Source organism: Pseudomonas sp. W15Feb9B (genome assembly GCF_000828175.1).
In the GTDB taxonomy this organism is placed as follows: Bacteria; Pseudomonadota; Gammaproteobacteria; order Pseudomonadales; family Pseudomonadaceae; genus Aquipseudomonas; species Aquipseudomonas parakoreensis.
This window is the reverse complement of the sequence record NZ_JTKF01000018.1, coordinates 244,697-264,035: the sequence shown is the minus strand read 5'-3', so window position 1 is coordinate 264,035 and position 19,339 is coordinate 244,697. Positions and strand designations below refer to the sequence as shown.

Genomic DNA, 19,339 nt, shown 5'->3' with positions numbered 1-19,339 from the left:
TGTTATGCATGCAAGTCTGGTGCTTGCGCTGCACAGGAGTTTAAACAGGGCGATTCCCTTCGCAGGTAACGAAGGGACGTGCAAATGTCACCACATGGTTACACAGGAACAGCCCGGGATATTTGCGCCAGAGCGGTTGCCATACTCGGTGACAAGGGTAGACGAGGGATCAATACCGCCTGCCAGGCATGATACAGATCGGGTTTGCCCGGCCAGATATCGGCGCTCGGACGGTTTTGCGGATCGAGTTCGTGATGCCAGCTGCCGTCGCAGCGATCGATGAAATACATCTCGCAGAATTCCCAAAACTGGCGGTACCAGGTTTCGTATTGCGCATCACCGGTGCGTTTGAGCAAGGCGCTGGCCGCCGCGCTGGCTTCGGCATGGGTCCAGTGCAAGCGATGACGCACCACGGCTTTGTTGTCCCAGTCGAGGGTATAAACGATCCCCGGCGCGCCATCGACGTCCCAGCCGTTTCGGCAATTCTGCTCGAAGAGTTTTTGCGCATCGGTCGCCAGCCAACCGGGCGTGAGCATCCCGGCCTGGACCCGCGCCGCTTCGAGGTGCAGCAGCAGCCGCGCCCACTCGAAACCGTGGCCTGGGGTGGTGCCGTAAGGGCGGAAGCCGTCAGCGGGGTTGTCGTGGTTGTACTCGCGCAGCGGTTGCCAGTCGCGGTCGAAGTGTTCGATGACCATGTAGCCGTTGGCGGCGGCGTGACCGTGGATCACCCGCTCGACGATGCGCTGCGCACGTACCAGCCAGCGCGGATCTTCAGTGACATCGGCCAGCGCAAGGAACGCTTCGGTGGCGTGCATGTTGCTGTTGGCGCCGCGGTACGCCTCTTCTTCGCGCCAGTCGCGATTGAAGAATTCGCGCATGGCGCCCTCTTCTTCGCTCCAGAAATACGTGTCGATGATGTCGATCGCATCATCCAGCAACGCCTGGGCGCCGGGACGCTGCGCGACCACCGCCGAGCTGGCCGCGAGCGCGACAAAGGCATGCAGATAGGCGTTCTTGCCGGTGTTGCCATCGCGATGTTCGGCGACCGCAAACCAGCCGCCGTGCAGCGCATCCCGCAACGGCCCGCGCAGCGCCGCAATGCCGTGATCGACCAGCTCCGCGAACCCCGGCAGACCCTGAATGTGAGCCATGGCGAAACTGTGGGTCATGCGCGCGGTGTTCATGGTTTCGGCTTGCGCGTGCGCCGGCAGATGGCCGCGCTCGTCGAGGTTGCCGAAACCCTCGGGCAACCTGGCAGCCTTGGCGAATGCCAGCAGGCGCAGACCTTCGTCGGCGAGCCATTGCTGGTGGGCAGGGACATTCAGCCAACTGCTGAAGTCTGGGTGAAAGGTGTCCATGAGTGGCCCTTTTTTGTTGTTATGACTGCGGGCAGTCTAAACAACGGGCCGGGGTGGGCTTGTAACGAAGGGGACGGGTTTTGTCACCAGCTCGTGACATTCACATATTACCTGTGGCGAGGGAGCTTGCTCCCGCTGTGGCGCGAAGCGGCACCAAAAAGAGGCCTGCTGCGCAGCCAGCGGGAGCAAGCTCCCTCGCCACGGGGGCAGTATCAGTCAACACTGCGCGGCAATTGCAACGTCACCCGCAACCCGCCCTCACGCAGGTTCTGCAACGTCACCTCACCACCATGGCTGTGGGCAATGTTGCGCGCGATGCCCAGACCCAGGCCATAACCCTGCTGCTGCCCGGCCAGTCGGAAGTGCGGCTCGAACACCTGCTCCAGCCGCTGCTCCGGTACGCCCGGGCCTTCGTCATCGACGTGCAGGACAAACGCGCGCTCATCGTCATCGATGTGCAGGTGCGCGTTCTGCCCGTACTTCAGCGCATTGTCGATGAGGTTGCCGATGCAGCGTTTCAACGCCAAAGGCTTGCCCGGATACGCCGCCAACGCCTTGCCTTGCAGGGTCACGCGACCATTGCCGTTGGGCGCCAGGTACGGTTCTACGAGGCAGTCGAGTACATGATTGAGATCCACCGGCTCGATGTTCTCGTGGATATCGGTGTCTTTCACGCATTGCAGCGCGCCCTTGACCAGCAACTCCAGCTCATCCAGATCGCGGCCGAACTTGGCTTGCAGCTGCTCGTCTTCGAGCAATTCGACGCGCAAACGCAGGCGAGTGATCGGCGTGCGCAGGTCATGGGAAATCGCGCTGAACAATTGGCTGCGCTCGGTCAAGTAACGGCTGATGCGTTCGCGCATGGTGTTGAACGCACGGCCCACTTCCACCACTTCACTGCCGCCGCCCTCGGCCACCGGCTCGACATCGGCGCCCAGCGACAGATCCCGCGCCGCGCGCGCCAGACGCTTGAGCGGCCGGCTCTGCCAGTGCACCAGCAAGCCGATAAACAGCAGCAAAAAGCCGCTGGTGAGGACGATGAACCACACCTGCTGCGCCGGCAGGCCTTGTTCTTCAAGACTGGTGTAGGGCTCGGGCAGCAACGAGGCGATGTACAGCCACTCGCCCGGGGCCATTTGAATCTGCGTCACCAGCACCGGCGGATTCACCGGTTCCAGGGTCAACGCGTAATGCGCCCAGGAGCGCGGCAACTCATCGAGTTTCAGCCCGGCATTGAAGATCCGCAGATCCTCGGGGCTGACGAAGGTCACCGAAATATCCGTGTCATGGCCCAGCGACTGACGCAGCACTTCATCCACCGCTTGAATCACCGCAGCTTTGCGCGGGGTGATCGGCAACACGTCCATGCCCAGCGGTTTGTCATTGAGCGTCACCACGAAACGGGTGCCGCCCATGCTGCGCAACTGGTCGAGCACCAATGGCCGATAGGCTACTGGCAACGAGCGGAAATAACTGACGCTGGCGGTCATCGAATGGGCGAGGCTGCGGGCGCTGGTGACCAGACCTTCGAGCTGGGTAGCGCGCAGTTGCGAGACCCAGATCACGCTCGACAAAGTTTGCGCGAACAGCACCGCGAGCAACGTCAGCAGCAGCATCCGCCCGAGCAGCGAACGCGGCACCGGTACTGTGTTGGCGAGCCTGCGCAGCGACTCAGTGAGCATTGCCGGCAACCACATTGGCTGCCAGTTGGTAGCCACTGCCGCGCACGGTGCGGATCAGCCGTGGCGGTTTTTCCGTGTCACGCAGGCGCTGGCGCAAGCGGCTGACGGCCATGTCGACAATCCGGTCGAGCGGCATCAGGTCACGGCCACGGGTGGCGTTGCCAATGGTGTCGCGGTCGAGAATTTCCTGCGGATGATCGAGAAACAACTTCAGCAGCGCGAAGTCGGCGCCGGAGAGAATCACTTCTTCGCCGTCGGTGTGGAACAGTCGATGACTGACCATGTCCAGTCGCCACTCGTCGAAGGCCAGCACGTCGCTGCCGCTGCGTTCCTGACCGAACTGCGCTCGTCGCAGCAGCGCCTTGATCCGCGCTTGCAGCTCGCGGGGGCTGAAAGGTTTGCCGAGGTAGTCGTCAGCGCCGAGCTCCAGCCCGATCACGCGGTCGGCTTCGTCGGAACTGGCGGTGAGCATGATGATCGGCACCTGCGCCTGACGCGGATGCTGACGCACCCAGCGGCACAGGCTGAAACCGTCCTCGTCGGGCAGCATCACATCGAGGATCACCAGATCGCTCGGCGCCTCGTTGAGTGCCTGGCGGAAACTGGCGCCATCGGCCGTGGCCCGCACCTGAAACCCGGCGCGGGTCAGGTAGGTTTCCAGCAACTCGCGTATTTCCTGGTCGTCATCGACCAACAATATCGACTTGTTGACTGAGCTCACTTCGAAGGCATCCTTGTTGTTGGAATTGGGGCGGATTATGCCTGATGAACCTTGGAAATTTGTTGTCTGTTCTGGCCCCATCGCTGGCAAGCCAGCTCCCACAAGGTCTTGTACACATCCTGAGGATGTCTTCGATCCTGTGGGAGCTGGCTTGCCAGCGATGCAGGCGACTCGGTCTCAAGCCTGTTCGAGAGCCACACCGGCACCCACCAGCCCGGAATACGGCGCTGTTACCAGCCACACCGGAATGCCCTTGAAGTAGTCGCTCATGCAGCCCTTGTCGGCGAAGCTGCGGGCAAAACCGCTATTGACGAAGAAATCGGCAAAACGCGGAATCACCCCGCCAACGATGTACACGCCGCCACGCCCACCGGTGGTCAGCACGTTGTTGCCGGCCACGCGGCCGAGCCAGCAGCAGAACTGTTCCAACACTTCCAGGGCGATCGGATCGCCAGCCAGACCGGCCGCGGTAATCGCTTCCGGCGTATCAAGCTTTGGTTCATGCCCATCCACCGCACAGATCGCCCGATACACCCGAGGCAAGCCACCACCGCTCAGCGCCGTTTCCGCGCTGACGTGGCCAATCTCGTTGTGGATGTGCTGCCAGAGTTGGGTTTCTCGCGGACTGCTCAGCGGCAGATCGACGTGCCCGCCCTCCCCCGGCAGCGCGGCAAACCGCCCTTCGCCGAGATCAAGCAAGGTACCGACGCCCAGCCCCGTGCCCGGACCGATCACCACCGCCGGGCGCAACGGCTCCGGCGTGCCTTCGCAGACCACACGGAATTCCCCGGGCTGCAAACGGGTCATGCCCAGCGCCATCGCCGAGAAGTCGTTGATCAGCAGCAGTTGTTCGACCTGCAAGGTCTTGCAGAACGCCGTGCGACTCAAGCGCCAGTGGTTGTTGGTGAATTTGAATTCATCACCACTCACCGGTCCCGCCACCGACAGGCACACCGAACCGATCGAACCCGGCGCCAGACCGAGGCCACTCAGGTACAGGCTGATCGCCTCTTCCGGGCTGGCGTGGTCGGCTGTGGCCAGCACCTGAACCGATTCCAGTTGCTGGTTTTTCCACAACGCGAACCGCGCGTTGGTGCCTCCGATATCACCGACCAAAGCCAGTTTCAATTAAGCGTCTCCAGGGCAGAAGTGAAGGCGCTGGCGCCCTGCTCCGCCGAGCTGAAGGCCAAACGCATGAAGCCAAACAGTTCGCGACCGCTGCCGATGTTGTTGCCCAACAGGCCTTTGGCGGGTTCGCGCGCTGCAAATTCGGCGGCGTCGACCTTGAGTTCCAAAGTGCCTTTGACGCCATCGACGCGGATGATATCGCCCTCTTGCACCCGCGCCAAAGCACCACCGACATACGCTTCAGGGCTGACGTGAATCGCCGCCGGGATTTTCCCCGACGCGCCGGACATGCGCCCATCGGTCACCAGCGCGACTTTGAAGCCGCGATCCTGCAGCACGCCGAGGAACGGCGTCATCTTGTGCAGCTCGGGCATGCCGTTGGAGCGCGGGCCCTGGAAGCGCATCACCGCAACAAAATCCTTCTCCAGCAAACCGGCCTTGAACGCGTCGGCCAGGTCCTGCTGATCCTGGAACACCATGGCTGGCGCTTCGACGATCTGGTTTTCCAGCGCCACCGCGGAGACCTTCATCACGCCGCGACCGAGGTTGCCTTCCATCACCCGCAGACCGCCCTCGGCGGAGAATGCACGGGCGACCGGACGCAGGATGTTTTCGTCGAGGCTTTCGGTCGGGCCTTCGCGCCACACCAACTCACCGTTATCGAGGAATGGCTCCTTGGTGTACTGGCTCAAGCCGTGGCCGAGCACGGTGTTGACGTCCTCGTGCAGCAGGCCGGCCTCGAGCAGTTCGCGGATCAGGAACGACATGCCGCCAGCAGCCTGGAAGTGGTTGATGTCGGCTTTGCCGTTCGGGTAAACGTGGCTCAGGGTCGGCACGACTTCGGAGAGGTCGGCCATGTCCTGCCAGGTCAGCTGGATGCCTGCAGCCATGGCGATGGCCGGCATGTGCAGGGTGTGGTTGGTCGAGCCGCCGGTGGCGTGCAGCGCGACGATCGAGTTGACCAGCGCCTTCTCGTCGACGATTTCGCCGATCGGCATGAAGTTGCCGTTTTGCTTGGTCAGACGCGTGACCTGATGCGCGGCTTCGCGGGTCAGGGCATCACGCAGCGGCGTGTTCGGGTTGACGAAAGACGCGCCCGGCAAGTGCAGGCCCATGACTTCCATCAGCAACTGGTTGGTATTGGCGGTGCCGTAGAAGGTGCAGGTGCCCGGGCTGTGGTAGGACTTCATTTCCGATTCCAGCAGCTCTTCGCGGGTCGCCTTGCCTTCGGCGTACTTCTGCCGCACGTCGGCTTTTTCCTTGTTGGAAATCCCCGAGACCATCGGCCCGCCCGGGACGAAGATCGTCGGCAGATGGCCGAAGCGCAGCGAGCCCATCATCAGGCCCGGGACGATCTTGTCGCAGATGCCGAGCATCAGGGCGCCGTCGAACATGTTGTGCGACAGCGCCACCGCCGTCGACATCGCGATCACTTCGCGGCTCGGCAGGCTCAGCTCCATGCCCGGCTCGCCCTGGGTCACGCCATCGCACATTGCCGGCGTACCGCCAGCGAACTGGCCGACCGAGCCGATTTCGCGCAAGGCGTTTTTGATCTGCTGGGGAAACACTTCGTACGGCTGGTGCGCCGAGAGCATGTCGTTATACGAAGAAACAATGGCGATGTTCGCCGAGTTCATCATCCGCAGGCTGTGCTTGTCTTCGCTGCCACATCCGGCCACGCCGTGGGCGAAGTTGGCGCATTGCAGCTTGCCGCGCATCGGCCCGTCAGTGGCGGCGCCGCGAATCAGTGCAAGGTAAGCCTGACGCGTGGCGCGGCTGCGGGCGATAAGCCGTTCGGTGACCTCAAGAACGCGGGGATGCATGTGTAGAACTCCAGGCTAACGGATGTGGCGACCTGATTGTCTATGCTGATCAAACGCCGTTGTTGTTGGAATGACAGACGGCTTTTTTGACCATTCGGACCAGTTGATTCAGGTCACTCGTTGTAGATAAAACAAAATATTGCCACTAAAAAGGCTTGTTTTCTATTTTTATGCGAATAATCTTGTAATTCCAACAACAAAACGACGGCGGCGCTGTTCAATGACTCTTCGAATCGCAATCAATGGTTTTGGCCGCATCGGCCGTAATGTCCTGCGCGCACTGTATACCCAAGGCTATCGACAGGATTTGCAAATCGTCGCCATCAACGATCTGGGCGACAGCGCCATCAATGCCCATCTGCTCAAATACGACACCGTTCACGGCACATTCGACGCCGAAGTGGCCCATGACAATGAGAGCCTGACGGTCAATGGCGACCGCATTGCGGTCAGCGCCATTCGCAACCCGGCCGAGCTGCCATGGGCCGCGGAAAAGATCGATGTGGTGTTCGAATGCACCGGTCTGTTCACCGACCGCGCCAAAGCGGCCGCGCATCTTACTGCCGGCGCGCGCAAAGTCATCATCTCGGCCCCGGCCAAAGGCGCCGACGCTACCGTTGTTTACGGTGTGAACCACGACATTCTGCGCCAGTCGCACCAGATCATCTCCAACGCTTCGTGCACCACCAACTGCCTGGCGCCCGTGGCGCAGGTGCTGCACCGCGAGCTGGGCATTGAAAGCGGTCTGATGACCACGATTCATGCCTACACCAACGACCAGAACCTCACCGACGTCTATCACACCGACCCGTACCGCGCGCGTTCGGCCACGCAGAACATGATCCCGAGCAAGACCGGCGCCGCCGAAGCGGTAGGCCTGGTGCTTCCGGAACTGGCGGGCAAACTGACTGGCATGGCCGTGCGGGTGCCGGTGATCAATGTGTCGCTGGTGGACCTGACTGTGCAGTTGAAGAAGGAAGCCACGGCCGACGAAGTCAACGCGCTGATGAAAGCCGCCAGCCAACACTCGAAAATTTTGGGTTACAGCACGTTGCCGCTGGTTTCCAGCGACTTCAACCACAACCCGCTGTCGTCGATCTTCGACGCCAATCACACCAAATCCAGCGGTAAACTGCTGAAGGTGCTGGCCTGGTACGACAACGAATGGGGCTTCTCCAACCGCATGCTGGATAACTGCCTGGCGCTCTGCAACGCCGAATAATTCCCTGTCCTTGTGGGAGCGAGCTTGCTCGCGAAAGCGCTGGGTCAGTCGCAAGTTGAATTGCCTGACACTACGCCTTCGCGAGCAAGCTCGCTCCCACAAGGTTTTTCGTTGTATTCAAAATCAGGGGTTGACCACTCGACTAGATGATAAGCATTATCATTCGCTCGAAATGGATCAGGTTCCCCCGTGAGTCAATCGCGCTTCAATCACGTCTTCCTCTCTCAGCGCACATCCCTGCTGCGTACGATCGAGCGGATGGTCAACAATCACAGCACCGCCGAAGACCTGTTGCAGGAAACCTACCTGCGCGTCACGCGGGCGTTGAGCGAGCGCGCCATCGATCACCTTGAACCCTTCGTGTTCCAGACCGCGCGCAACCTGGCGCTGGATCACCTGCGTGCGCGCAAGATCCATTCGCGAACCATGGTTGATGACGTGCCGCAGGACGTGGTGCACAGCGTCGCCGCCCCCGCCAGCAGCGCCGAAGACGCCGCCCACGCTGAACAATTGCTGGAGCGCCTGAACGTGAGCCTCAGTCAACTCAGCCCGCGTCAGCAGCAGATTTTCATCCTCAGCCGCCTGCACGGGCACAGTTATCAGGAAATCGCCGACGAGTTGAACGTGTCGCTCAGCACCGTGCAGAAGGAACTCAAGCTGATCATGTCGATCTGCATCGGTGTCGCCGAGCGCTTGAATGGTGCCTGAGGTCGCAGGCGATTTCTGTCAGCATCAGCATCGACTGCACTGATCAGCGGGCTTTGCTACCCTTGCCCGACTTTTACGCTTCACTAAAAAAACAGCCGTGCACAGACACTGCCGAGGAAACACCGTGACGGACACCCACCGCCCGCCTTCGCCCGACACGGCGCAGGACGCTGCCCGTGCAATGGACCAGGCTCTGGACTGGCTCATTGTGCTCGGCAGTGCGGACGAAGAGCAGACCCGGCAATTTCACGCGTGGTTGGCGGCCGATCCGTTGAATGCCGAGGCGTTCGCCAGGGCCCAGGCGATCTGGGACGGGCCGCAAGTGGTGCAATGCGCGCAGAGTCTCGCTGCGAAACCCGCGAAAGTGACGCTCATCAAACGTCTGCGCCCGCACTGGAAACCGTTGGCGACTGCTGCGGTGCTGATCCTCGGCCTGTTCAGTTTCAGCAATCTGCCGATGCGCCTGCAGGCCGATCATCTGACCGTGGTCGGCGAGCGTCAGCGCCTGCAACTGGAGGACGGCTCCAAGGTGCTGCTCAACACCAATTCGGCCTTTTCCAGCAGCATCAATGAGCGCCAGCGCGTGGCGCGGCTGTATCAGGGCGAAGCGTTTTTCGAGGTAGCGGCCAACCGGGCTCAGCCACTGGAAATCGATGCCGGCCCGGTGCAGGCCAGCGTGCGCGACACCGCGTTCGCCGTGCGCTATCTGGACGGCGTGGCGCAGGTCAATGTGCAACGCGGCGATGTCGATCTGCGTGCCACCCACAATGACGCGCGCGTGCGTTTGAGCGCCGGCGAAAGCATCCGTATCGGCCCCAACGGTTTCGATCGTCCGGCCAAACTCGATGCCGCCACCGACCTGGCCTGGGTCCAGGGCCGATTGATCTTTGAAAACTGTCCGCTCGACAAGGTGCTGGCCGAACTGCGCCGCTACTACCCGGGCTGGATCATCAACACCAACGAGCAGTTGGCCGACGTCAACGTCACCGGCAATTACCGTCTCGACCAGCCGCTGGACGTCGTACGTTCCCTCGCCCACATCACCTCGGCGCGCCTGCAGGAATTCCCGGCGCTGGTGATCCTGAACTAAATGAGAATTATTTTTACTCGATAGCGAAACCCCGTTCGTCTCGTTATAGCCAATGCAATTGATTCGCATCTTCGGAGGCGGATCAGCACCTATAAAGATTCGTGCGACACGGAGCGCTATCGATGTCCTCTCGCCTTACCCGCCAGACTGCTTCCCCTTCCCGCGTATTGTCGCTGCTGACGGCTGCCATCCTCATGGCCGGCACCGCACCGCTGATGGCTGCCACCGAGCAACCGGCACGCAACATGGGTGATTACTCGTTCTCGATCGGCCAGCAACCGCTGGTGTCGGCGCTCAATGCCTTTACCAGCGTGACCGGTTGGCAGGTCGGCTTGCCGGCGGAACTGGGTCAGGGCGTGTCGTCGCCGGGCGTGCGCGGTTCGCTGCCGCCGGAGAAAGCCCTGGAACGCCTGTTGGTGGGGACCAACCTGAGCTTCCGCAAGCTGAGCAACAACAACGTGGTGCTGGAAAAACGCAGCACCAGCGGCACCTTGAATCTGGATCAGGTGACCATCAGCGCCACCCGCCAGGAACAGTCGGTCAACAGCGTGCCGGCCACTGTCACCGTGCAGACCCGGCAGGATCTGGACCGCAACAACGTCAACACCCTCAAGGATCTGGTGCGCTACGAGCCGGGCGTGTCCGTCGGCGGCGCCGGTCAGCGCGGCGGTATCAGTGGCTACAACATTCGCGGCATCGACGGCGACCGCATCCTCACTCAGGTTGACGGCGTCGAGGTGCCGGACGGTTTCTTCAACGGCCCGTACGCCAAGACCCAGCGCAATTACGTCGATCCGGAGATCGTCAAACGCGTGGAAATCCTCCGGGGCCCAGCCTCGGTGCTGTACGGCAGCAACGCCATCGGCGGCGCCGTCAGCTACTACACCCTCGACCCGGACGACATCATCAAGCCCGGCAAAGATGTCGGTGCCCGGTTGAAGACCGGCTACAGCTCCGCCGATGAGAGCTGGCTGAAATCCGCCACGGTTGCCGGGCGTGCCGAGCAGTTCGACGGCTTGCTGCACTTCAGCCAGCGCGACGGTCACGAAACCGATTCCTACGGCAGCAACAACGGCACCGGCCTCGCCCGCACCGCCGCCAACCCGGAAGACGTCAAAGCCACCAACGTGCTGGCCAAGATCGGCTGGAACTACCACGACGATTCGCGTCTGGGCCTGACCTACGAGAAGTACAAGGACGACCGCGACACTGATCAGAAAAGTGCCTACGGCGGCCCGTACTTCAACGGTGCCCCGACCATCCCCAACAGCGTGCTGCCCGGCGGCATGTACCAGTGGCGCACCGGCAACGACACCATCACCCGCGAGCGTTTCGGCCTCGAACACAGCTTCGCCCTCGACAGCCTGCTGGCCGACAACGTGAAGTGGAGCCTCAACCACCAGATCGCCAAGACCGACCAGAGCACTGAAGAGTTCTACTACCCGATGACCCGTAAAGTGCTGCGCACCCGCGACACGGTCTACGAGGAAAAACAGTGGGTATTCGATGCGCAACTGGACAAGGCCTTCGCCATCGGTGACACCGATCACGTGCTGACCTACGGCACCACGATCAAACAGCAGAAGGTCACCGGCTCGCGCAGTGGCGACGGCAAATGCCTGGCAGTCGGCCGTGGCTGCACCGCCATCGGCGCCACCAGTGCGGCAGACGTGCTGAAAAAATCCAGCGACTTCCCGGACCCGACCATCAACACCTACAGCCTGTTTGCCCAGGATCAGATCAGCTGGAACAAATGGACCTTCCTGCCGGGCCTGCGCTACGACTACACCCAGCTCAAGCCGCACATCACTGAAGAATTCCTCAACACCGTGGCCGCCGACGGCAACGGCACCGTCAGCGACGAGAACAAGACCTGGCACAAAGTCTCGCCCAAATTCGGCCTGACCTACGCCCTGACCGACAACTACACCTGGTACGGCCAGTACGCCGAAGGCTTCCGTACACCGACTGCGAAAGCGCTGTACGGGCGCTTTGAAAACAGCACCACCGGCTACAACGTGGCGCCGAACCCGAACCTGGAACCGGAAAAAAGCAAAAGCTATGAAACCGGTCTGCGCGGCAACTTCGAGCAAGGCTCGTTCGACGTGGCGGTGTTCTATAACAAGTACCGCGACTTCATCAACGAAGACGCCGTCACGCCTGGCTACGACGAGCTGACCTTCCAGTCGAGCAACATCAAACACGCGACCATCAAGGGCGCCGAAGTCAAAGGTCGTCTGAACCTCGATGCGTTCGGCACGCCGCAAGGCCTCTACACCCAAGGCTCGATCGCCTACGCCTACGGTCGCAACAACGACAACGGCGAGCCACTCAACAGCGTCAATCCGCTGACTGGCGTATTCGGTCTGGGTTACGACCAGGACAATTACGGCGGCCTGCTGAGCTGGACCGTGGTGAAGAAAAAGGACCGCGTCGACGACAGCAACTTCAAGTCGCCGGATGGCGTCAGCAGCCAGTTCAAGACCCCGGGCTTCGGCATTCTCGATCTGGCCGGCTATTACAAAGTCACCGACGACGTCACGGTCAGCGGCGGCATCTACAACCTGACCGACAAGAAGTACTGGCTGTGGGATGACGTGCGCGGCTACGACAGCGTTGGCGAAGCCTCTGTAACGCAGCCGGCCAACCTCGATCGTCTGACCCAGCCGGGCCGCAACTTCGCAATCAATCTGATCTGGGACATCTGATCCGCACAGCCCTGCGATACGCATTGATCAGCGCGTCGCGGGGCTTTTTTTACGGTTGGGCAGCTGCCCGTTCGTCTCGTTATCAAGCGCCTCTCTTTTATCAAGGACACCCCCATGACCACTTCGGAAAAAGCCCTGCGTTCACAGCGCCTGAACCAGATCACCCACGAGCCGCACAGCAAGCTCGACGCCCTGGTCAAGGCCCACGCGCCGTTCGAAACCCGCGCCAACTTCGCGCGTTTCGTGGTCGCGCAGTACCTGTTCCAGTCGGAACTGGTCGATTTCTATAACAACGCCGAACTGGCTGCAATCGTCCCGGATCTGCCGGCCCGTTGCCGCGCGGATGCGGCCAAGGCTGACCTGGCGGATCTCGACACCGACATCCCGCCACCGGTGGCCGGCGCGCTGAAAAACCCGAGCAAGGCCCGTGCCCTCGGCTGGATCTTCGTCTCCGAAGGTTCGAAGCTTGGCGCAGCGTTCCTGATCAAACGCGCGGTGGCGCTGGAGCTGAGCGAAACCTTCGGCGCCCGCCACCTCGGTGAACCGGAAGGTGGCCGCGCCGAGGGTTGGAAAAGCTTCGTGCGTACTCTCGACTCCCTGCCGTTCACCGCCGAAGAGGAAGCCGAAGTCGAGCAAGGCGCAATCGACGCGTTCAACCGCTTCACCGTGCTGCTGGAACAGGCTTACGCCACCGAAGCCGAACCGGCCTGATTTACCGGCACAACACAAAACCCTGTGGGAGCTGGCTTGCCAGCGATGGCGGCGGGTCAGACAGGATCTATTTCGACTGATACATCGCTATCGCTGGCAAGCCAGCTCCCACAGGGGTCTCCACAAGTCTGTAAGATTCCCGTTTCGCCTCACTGCAACCCCGAGCCCATGCCGCAACCCGCCACCTCAAAACTCGCCCGTCTGCTGTTCGGCCTGCTGGCCTACGTCAGCCTCGGCATTGGCCTGATCGCCATCGTCGTGCCCGGCCTGCCGACCACCGAGTTCATCCTGCTCGCCGCCTGGGCTGCGACCCGCAGCTCGCCGCGCCTGAGCGCCTGGCTGGAAAACCATCGGCTGTTCGGGCCGATCCTGAGCAACTGGCGCAACGGCAAGATCATCGCGCGCAAGGCCAAGGTCAGCGCCACCGTCAGCATGCTGCTGTGCGCGACACTGATGCTGGTGATGCTCGACCACGGCTGGCCGGTGTATCTGGCGATTGCCGGGATGAGCCTGGGCAATCTGTGGATTTGGTCGCGCCCGGAAACCATCGCCTCCTCCTGACTCATAGATTCCCTGTGGCGAGGGAGCTTGCTCCCGCTCGGCGGCGAAGCCGTCGCAAAACCTCCGCATGCGGTGAATCGGCAAGCATGCTGGGGAGCGCTGCGCACTCCAGCGGGAGCAAGCTCCCTCGCCACAACAGCCTTATCATCACCAGTTCCTCAGCGTCACCCGGCTGAAACTTCCCTGTAATTAATCGCCTTTTCAGCACAATCCCCTGCGCAAACGTTTAGCGCTGACCGTTCGTCGGCAAGCAACTCATGCGCGGTCGCTGTGCGCCGATGAGCAATGCATGGCGCTGAATGGATTTGGCGAACCGGGTAGTTCATCCCGTGGCCACCTGCTCATTCATTCACGAGATCGCCCCATGTTCGACTCTCTTTCCATTCGCCTGAAAATCGTCCTGCTCTCCGGTCTGTGTCTGCTCGGTGTGGTTGCGCTGATCGTCGGCATGAACATTTACCAGACCAACCAAAACGACGATCTGGTCAGTGACTCCAGCAGCAAGATGCTCACCGCCAGTGTGCAAAACCTGTTGCAGGCCAAGGCAGCCGAGCAAGCGGTGCGGGTACAGAAAACCTTTGGCGAAAGCCTGACGGTGATCACTGCCCTGGCCGACCAGATCAAGGACATGCGGGTGATGGCCGCCAAGCGTTCGCTGGACGCCGGTGCCCTGCGTGAAGAGTTGAACCAGAGCCTGAAAACCGCGTTCGAGCGCAACGACAAGGTGCTCGGCATCTGGCTCGCCTTCGAACCCAACGGCCTCGATGGCAAGGACAGCGAGTTCGTCAACGACGCCGCGCGCCAGTCCAACGAAGCCGGGCGCTTTGCGACCTACTGGAGCCGCGCTGCCGGGTCCGCGCTGAACACGATCATGGTCGAAGAAGACATGACCAAGACCACCCTCAGCGTCAGCGGCACGCCGTATAACAGCTGGTACACCTGCCCTCGCGACAACAAGCGTACCTGCCTGCTCGACCCGTACGCCGACACCGTGGGCGGCAAGGAAATGTTGATGACCACCATTTCCGTGCCGCTGATCGTCGACGGCAAGGCCATCGGTGTGGTCGGCGTCGATATCGCCCTCGATGCCCTGCAAGCAGCGGCGGTGGACTCCCAGCGCGACCTGTTCAACAACGCCGGGCACATGCTGATCGTCTCCGGCAGCGGCGTACTCGGCGCCGACAGTTCCGACGCGACCAGGGTCGGCAAAAAAATCAGCGATACCCTCGGCGCCGACGGCAAGGACCTGCTGCAACTGGTCAGCAGCGGTACGCCGAAGATTCTTGAACAGGGCGAGCTGATTCGCGCGGTGTACCCGGTCGATCCGATTGGCAATTCGCGGGCCTGGGGCGTGGTCATCGACCTGCCGAAACAGGTGCTGCTGGCCGACTCGGTCAAGCTGCAAGCGGTGCTCGACGATGCGCAGAAAAGCGGTTTGGTCAGCGCGTTGCTGGTGGCCGTGGTCGCGGGTCTGATCGGTTTGCTGCTGATCTGGCTCACCGCCTCGGGCGTGACCCGGCCGATCAACAGTGTCGCTGAAATGCTGAAGAACATCGCCAGCGGTGAAGGCGATCTGACCCAGCGCCTGAACTACAGCAAGAAGGATGAACTGGGCGAACTGGTGAACTGGTTCAACCGCTTCCTCGACAAGCTGCAACCGACCATCGCCCAGATCAAACAGAGCATCACCGAAGCGCGTGGCACTGCTGATCAGTCCTCGGAAATCGCCCGCCAGACCAGCGAAGGCATGCAGGTGCAGTTCCGCGAAATCGATCAGGTCGCCACCGCGTCCAACGAAATGAGCGCCACCGCCCACGACGTCGCCAACAGCGCGTCGAACGCAGCAAACGCCGCCAAGGGCGCCGATCAGTCGGCCCGCGACGGCATGTCGATCATCGAACGCAGCACCCGCGACATCAATCAACTGGCCGACGAAGTCAGCAAAGCGGTGACCGAGGTCGAAGCACTGGCGGTCAACAGCGAGCAGATCGGTTCGGTGCTGGAAGTGATCCGCAGCATCGCCGAACAGACCAACCTGCTGGCGCTCAACGCCGCCATCGAAGCGGCCCGCGCCGGGGAAAGCGGTCGTGGTTTCGCAGTGGTCGCCGACGAGGTGCGCAACCTGGCCAAGCGCACTCAGGATTCGGTGGAAGAAATCCGCATCGTCATCGAGCGCATCCAGACCGGCACCCGTGGCGTGGTCGCGACCATGCATTCGAGCCAGACCCAGGCACACAACAACGCCGGGCAGATCCGTCAGGCCGTGGACGCGCTGGGCAAGATCAGCGACGCGGTCACCGTGATCAGCGACATGAACCTGCAGATCGCCAGTGCCGCCGAACAACAGAGCGCCGTGGCCGAAGAGGTCAACCGCAACGTCTCGGCGATTCGCACCGTGACTGAAACGCTGACCGAGCAGGCGACTGAATCAGCGGCGATCAGCAGTCAGTTGAATGCCCTGGCGAGCCAGCAGATGAAGCTGATGGACCAGTTCCGCGTCTGATAATCACCACCGTCCCTGTGGGAGCTGGCTTGCCAGCGATTGCGGTGTGTCAGTCACTCATGTACTGACTGATCCACCGTCATCGCTGGCAAGCCAGCTCCCACAGGGGGCAGCGTGGGTTGTCCGGAATTTCATCTGGCCCGAGATTCTTTTGCACTATCATCGCCCTCTCTCCCGGAGGGCCTTCGATGACTGATCTACTCACGTCCATTCAAGCCGCACTCGGCTTGCCCCACACGCCGATTCCGTTCACGGGCCATGGCGCCCTGCCCTCGGCATTCGCCGTGACCGACCTGGCCTGCGCCAGCATCGGCGCTGCCGGGCAGGCCGTCAGCGAACTGCTCCGGCAACAGACCGGGCACTTGCCCCCGGTGGAAGTCGATCGACGTCTGGCCTCGTTCTGGTTCGCCACTTCGCTGCGTCCGATGGGCTGGAACGTTCCGCCGCTGTGGGATCCGGTGGCCGGTGACTACGCAACCGAGGACGGCTGGATCCGCCTGCACACCAACGCCCCGCATCACCGCGCCGCCGCCGAACGCGTACTGGGCACCTGCGCCGACCGTGCCGCCATGGCAGCGAACGTCGCGCAATGGCGCAGTGCCGATCTGGAACAAGCAGTCGTCGACGCCAACGGCTGCGCCGCCGAAATGCGCAGTTGGGCGCAGTGGCAGCAGCATCCGCAGGGGCTGGCAGTGAGTGCCGAACCGCTGGTGCATTTCCTCGATGCGCAGGATGAACACACCAACGCCTGGCAAGGCTCGGCAGCGCGGCCGCTGGCCGGCCTCAAGGTGCTGGACCTGACCCGCGTGCTTGCCGGCCCCACTGCCAGCCGTTTCCTTGCCGGTCTCGGCGCCAATGTGCTGCGCATCGATCCGCCGACCTGGAACGAACCGGGCGTTATCCCGGACATGACCCTTGGCAAACGCTGCGCGCGGCTGGATCTGCAGCAACCGGCAGATCGCGTGGTGTTTGAACACTTGTTGCAGGACGCCGACATCCTCGTGCACGGCTACCGTGCCGACGCGCTGGAACACCTCGGCTTCGGCTCCGAGCGCCGGCGGCAACTGGCGCCGGGGCTGATCGACGTCTGCCTCAACGCCTACGGCTGGAGCGGCCCGTGGCAGAACCGCCGTGGCTTCGACAGCCTGGTGCAGATGAGCAGCGGCATCGCCGAGGCCGGGCAACGCTGGAAGCACGCGGATCAACCGACGCCGCTGCCGGTGCAAGCGCTGGACCATGCAACCGGTTATCTGCTGGCGGCGAGTGCGATCCAGCTGTTGACGCAACGTTTGAAGACGGGTCGAGGTGGCTCGGCACGCTTGTCGCTGGCGCGCACCGCCAAGCTGTTGATCGAACAGGGGCCGGGGTCGAGCGAAGCGTTGCGGTCTGAAGATGCGCAGGATCAGAACCCGCTTCTGGAACAAACACCTTGGGGGCCTGCGCACCGCTTGCTGGTACCGGTGAAGATCAGCGGGACGCCGCTGCAATGGCAGTTGCCGGCCACAGAATTGGGTGCACACAGCCCGCTATGGTGAAACCATGGAGGCCTCTTCGCTGGCAAGCCAGCTCCCACAGGTTCAGGGATGTTCACAAACCCTGTGCTCGACACGGACACTGTGGGAGCTGGCTTGCCAGCGATGTGGCAACAACTGACAACACATAATCCGGGTCACCGAAAGGCGAGCGTCAACCTCACAACGACAACACCCCGCTGTACAACCCATACGCTGCCAACCCCGCACCAATGATCACGCCGGTGAAAATCACCTTCTCGACATGGGTGAACAACGGCTCGCCCTGCTCATGCTTGGCCTTGGCGAACAGCACCACGCCTGGCGCATACAGCAGCGCCGACAGCAGCAGGTATTTCACCCCGCCGGCATACAACAGCCACACCGCGTAGCACAGCGCTATGCCGCCGATCAGCAGGTCCTTGGTGCGCTCGGCCGAGGCATGTTCATAGGTTTCGCCACGCCCGCTGAGCAACACCGCGTACGCCGCCGACCACAGGTACGGCACCAGAATCATCGACGAGGCGAGGTAGATCAGGCTGGTGTAGGTGCCGGCGGAAAACAGCGTGATCAGCAGGAAAATCTGAATCATCACGTTGGTCAGCCACAGCGCATTGACCGGCACGTGGTTGGCGTTTTCCTTTTTCAGAAACGCGGGCATGGTCTTGTCCCGCGCCGTGGCAAACAGGATTTCGGCGCACAACAACGCCCACGACAGCAACGCGCCGAGCAGCGACACCGCCAGCCCAAGGCTGATCAACAACGCGCCCCATGGCCCGACGATGTGTTCCAGCACCGCCGCCAGCGACGGGTTTTGCAGGGTCGCCAGTTCTGGCTGGCTCATGATCCCCAGCGACAGCACATTGACCAGCACCAGCAGCGCCAGCACGCCGAGAAAACCGATCACCGTGGCGCGGCCGACATCGGTGCGTTTCTCCGCCCGTGCCGAGTACACACTGGCGCCCTCGATGCCGATGAACACGAACACCGTCACCAGCATCATGTTGCGCACCTGATCCATCACCCCGCCGAAGCTCGGGTTGCTTCGGCCCCAGATGTCGCGGGTGAAGATATCGGCCTTGAACGCCACCGCCGCAATCACGATGAACATGATCAGCGGCACGATCTTGGCGACCGTGGTCACCTGATTGATGAAGGCCGCCTCCTTGATCCCGCGCATCACCAGAAAATGCACGGCCCACAACAGCACCGACGCACAGCCGATGGCGACCGGCGTATTGCCCTGGCCAAACACTGGGAAGAAGTAACCGAGCGTGCTGAACAGCAACACGAAATAACCGACGTTGCCCAGCCAGGCGCTGATCCAGTAACCCCAGGCGGACGAGAAACCCATGTAGTCGCCAAACCCGGCCTTGGCGTAGGCGTAGACGCCGGAGTCCAGCTCAGGCTTGCGGTTGGCGAGGGTCTGGAACACGAACGCCAGGGTCAGCATGCCGATGGCGGTGATTCCCCAGCCGATCAGGATCGCCCCGGCATCGGCGCGCGCCGCCATGTTCTGCGGCAGGGAAAAAATCCCCCCGCCAATCATCGAACCTACAACCAGGGCGATCAACGCACCAAGGCGCAGCTTTTGCGTCGGTTGCGACATTCTT

At 62.0% G+C, this 19,339-nt stretch carries 14 protein-coding genes and 1 pseudogene; 9 read left to right on the top strand and 6 right to left on the bottom strand.

Features of this window, described 5'->3' with window-relative positions; all coding sequences use genetic code 11:
* Nucleotides 1-98 precede the first annotated feature (98 nt).
* From OC71_RS11350 to edd, 5 genes are all read right to left on the bottom strand, one after another.
* Nucleotides 99-1,358, bottom strand: a complete 1,260-nt coding sequence (locus OC71_RS11350; RefSeq protein WP_041068648.1) for an AGE family epimerase/isomerase — start codon at nt 1,356-1,358, stop codon at nt 99-101.
* A 212-nt stretch (nt 1,359-1,570) separates the two neighbouring features.
* Complete coding sequence (locus tag OC71_RS11345) at nt 1,571-3,040, bottom strand: ATP-binding protein (RefSeq protein WP_041068645.1); 1,470 nt, start codon at nt 3,038-3,040, stop codon at nt 1,571-1,573.
* The gene (locus OC71_RS11340; RefSeq protein WP_007917879.1) at nt 3,030-3,761 is read right to left on the bottom strand and encodes a response regulator; all 732 of its coding nucleotides are present in this window, start codon (nt 3,759-3,761) and stop codon (nt 3,030-3,032) included. Before OC71_RS11340 ends, OC71_RS11345 begins: the two co-directional genes overlap by 11 nt.
* A gap of 177 nt (nt 3,762-3,938) precedes the next feature.
* Nucleotides 3,939-4,889 (bottom strand): glucokinase, encoded by a 951-nt coding sequence (locus OC71_RS11335; RefSeq protein ID WP_041068640.1) that lies wholly within the window; start codon nt 4,887-4,889, stop codon nt 3,939-3,941.
* Nucleotides 4,886-6,712, bottom strand: a complete 1,827-nt coding sequence (gene edd / locus OC71_RS11330) for a phosphogluconate dehydratase (RefSeq protein WP_041068637.1) — start codon at nt 6,710-6,712, stop codon at nt 4,886-4,888. The genes OC71_RS11335 and edd overlap by 4 nt, the downstream gene beginning before the upstream one ends.
* 220 nt (nt 6,713-6,932) lie before the next feature.
* On the opposite strand from edd, the gene gap reads away from it, so the two are divergent.
* The 9 genes and pseudogenes from gap to OC71_RS11290 all read left to right on the top strand — a co-directional run bounded on the left by gap (nt 6,933) and on the right by OC71_RS11290 (nt 17,750).
* Entirely contained in the window at nt 6,933-7,934 is a 1,002-nt protein-coding gene (gap, locus tag OC71_RS11325) for a type I glyceraldehyde-3-phosphate dehydrogenase (RefSeq protein ID WP_041068634.1), read from the top strand.
* 189 nt (nt 7,935-8,123) lie between these two features.
* Entirely contained in the window at nt 8,124-8,642 is a 519-nt protein-coding gene (locus OC71_RS11320; RefSeq protein WP_041068631.1) for an RNA polymerase sigma factor, read from the top strand.
* 124 nt (nt 8,643-8,766) lie between these two features.
* Nucleotides 8,767-9,732: a FecR domain-containing protein gene (locus OC71_RS11315; protein ID WP_041068628.1), complete on the top strand. Its 966-nt coding sequence runs from the start codon at nt 8,767-8,769 to the stop codon at nt 9,730-9,732.
* A 122-nt stretch (nt 9,733-9,854) separates the two neighbouring features.
* Nucleotides 9,855-12,440, top strand: a complete 2,586-nt coding sequence (locus OC71_RS11310; RefSeq protein ID WP_041068625.1) for a TonB-dependent receptor — start codon at nt 9,855-9,857, stop codon at nt 12,438-12,440.
* A 114-nt stretch (nt 12,441-12,554) separates the two neighbouring features.
* Nucleotides 12,555-13,151 carry a biliverdin-producing heme oxygenase gene (locus OC71_RS11305; RefSeq protein ID WP_041068623.1) on the top strand — a complete coding sequence of 199 codons (597 nt, stop codon included), beginning with the start codon at nt 12,555-12,557 and terminating at the stop codon, nt 13,149-13,151.
* 168 nt (nt 13,152-13,319) lie between these two features.
* The gene (locus OC71_RS11300; RefSeq protein ID WP_041068620.1) at nt 13,320-13,712 is read left to right on the top strand and encodes a YbaN family protein; all 393 of its coding nucleotides are present in this window, start codon (nt 13,320-13,322) and stop codon (nt 13,710-13,712) included.
* A 289-nt stretch (nt 13,713-14,001) separates the two neighbouring features.
* A pseudogene (locus OC71_RS28740) lies at nt 14,002-15,309 on the top strand (cache domain-containing protein); the annotation flags it as partial.
* Between the two features lie 150 nt (nt 15,310-15,459).
* On the top strand, nt 15,460-16,215 hold the full coding sequence (locus tag OC71_RS28735) for a methyl-accepting chemotaxis protein (RefSeq protein ID WP_371260381.1): 756 nt from the start codon (nt 15,460-15,462) through the stop codon (nt 16,213-16,215).
* Between the two features lie 188 nt (nt 16,216-16,403).
* Entirely contained in the window at nt 16,404-17,750 is a 1,347-nt protein-coding gene (locus tag OC71_RS11290; RefSeq protein WP_041068615.1) for a CoA transferase, read from the top strand.
* A 157-nt stretch (nt 17,751-17,907) separates the two neighbouring features.
* On the opposite strand, the gene arcD is transcribed toward OC71_RS11290, so the two are convergent.
* Nucleotides 17,908-19,335 (bottom strand): arginine-ornithine antiporter, encoded by a 1,428-nt coding sequence (gene arcD / locus OC71_RS11285; RefSeq protein ID WP_041068612.1) that lies wholly within the window; start codon nt 19,333-19,335, stop codon nt 17,908-17,910.
* Nucleotides 19,336-19,339 lie beyond the last annotated feature (4 nt).